The 237-nt window shown below is 46.4% G+C and carries 1 pseudogene; it reads right to left on the reverse strand.

Features of this window, described 5'->3' with window-relative positions:
* Nucleotides 1-237 (reverse strand): annotated as a pseudogene (locus tag OOT08_RS18965) (1-deoxy-D-xylulose-5-phosphate reductoisomerase); the annotation flags it as partial.

The following is a 237-nucleotide window of genomic DNA, read 5'->3' on the forward strand; positions in this document are numbered from 1 at the left end:
CAATTCATGTCTTTTGCGGTCTCTGAAGCTCCCCCCGGAAGCGGTAATGATCAGTTTTTCAATATTCTTTTCTTGTTCCCCTTGAAGCGCTTGAAAAATGGCAGAATGCTCGCTGTCTACAGGTAATAACGCTACACCCCTCTTCCTGGCTGCCTCCATTACAATGTGACCGGCAGTCACCAGTGTTTCTTTATTGGCGATAGCTATTGTTTTTCCTGCTTCGATTGCCTGCAGTGT

Source organism: Leucobacter sp. M11 (genome assembly GCF_035726885.1).
In the GTDB taxonomy this organism is placed as follows: Bacteria; Actinomycetota; Actinomycetes; order Actinomycetales; family Microbacteriaceae; genus JAPFRB01.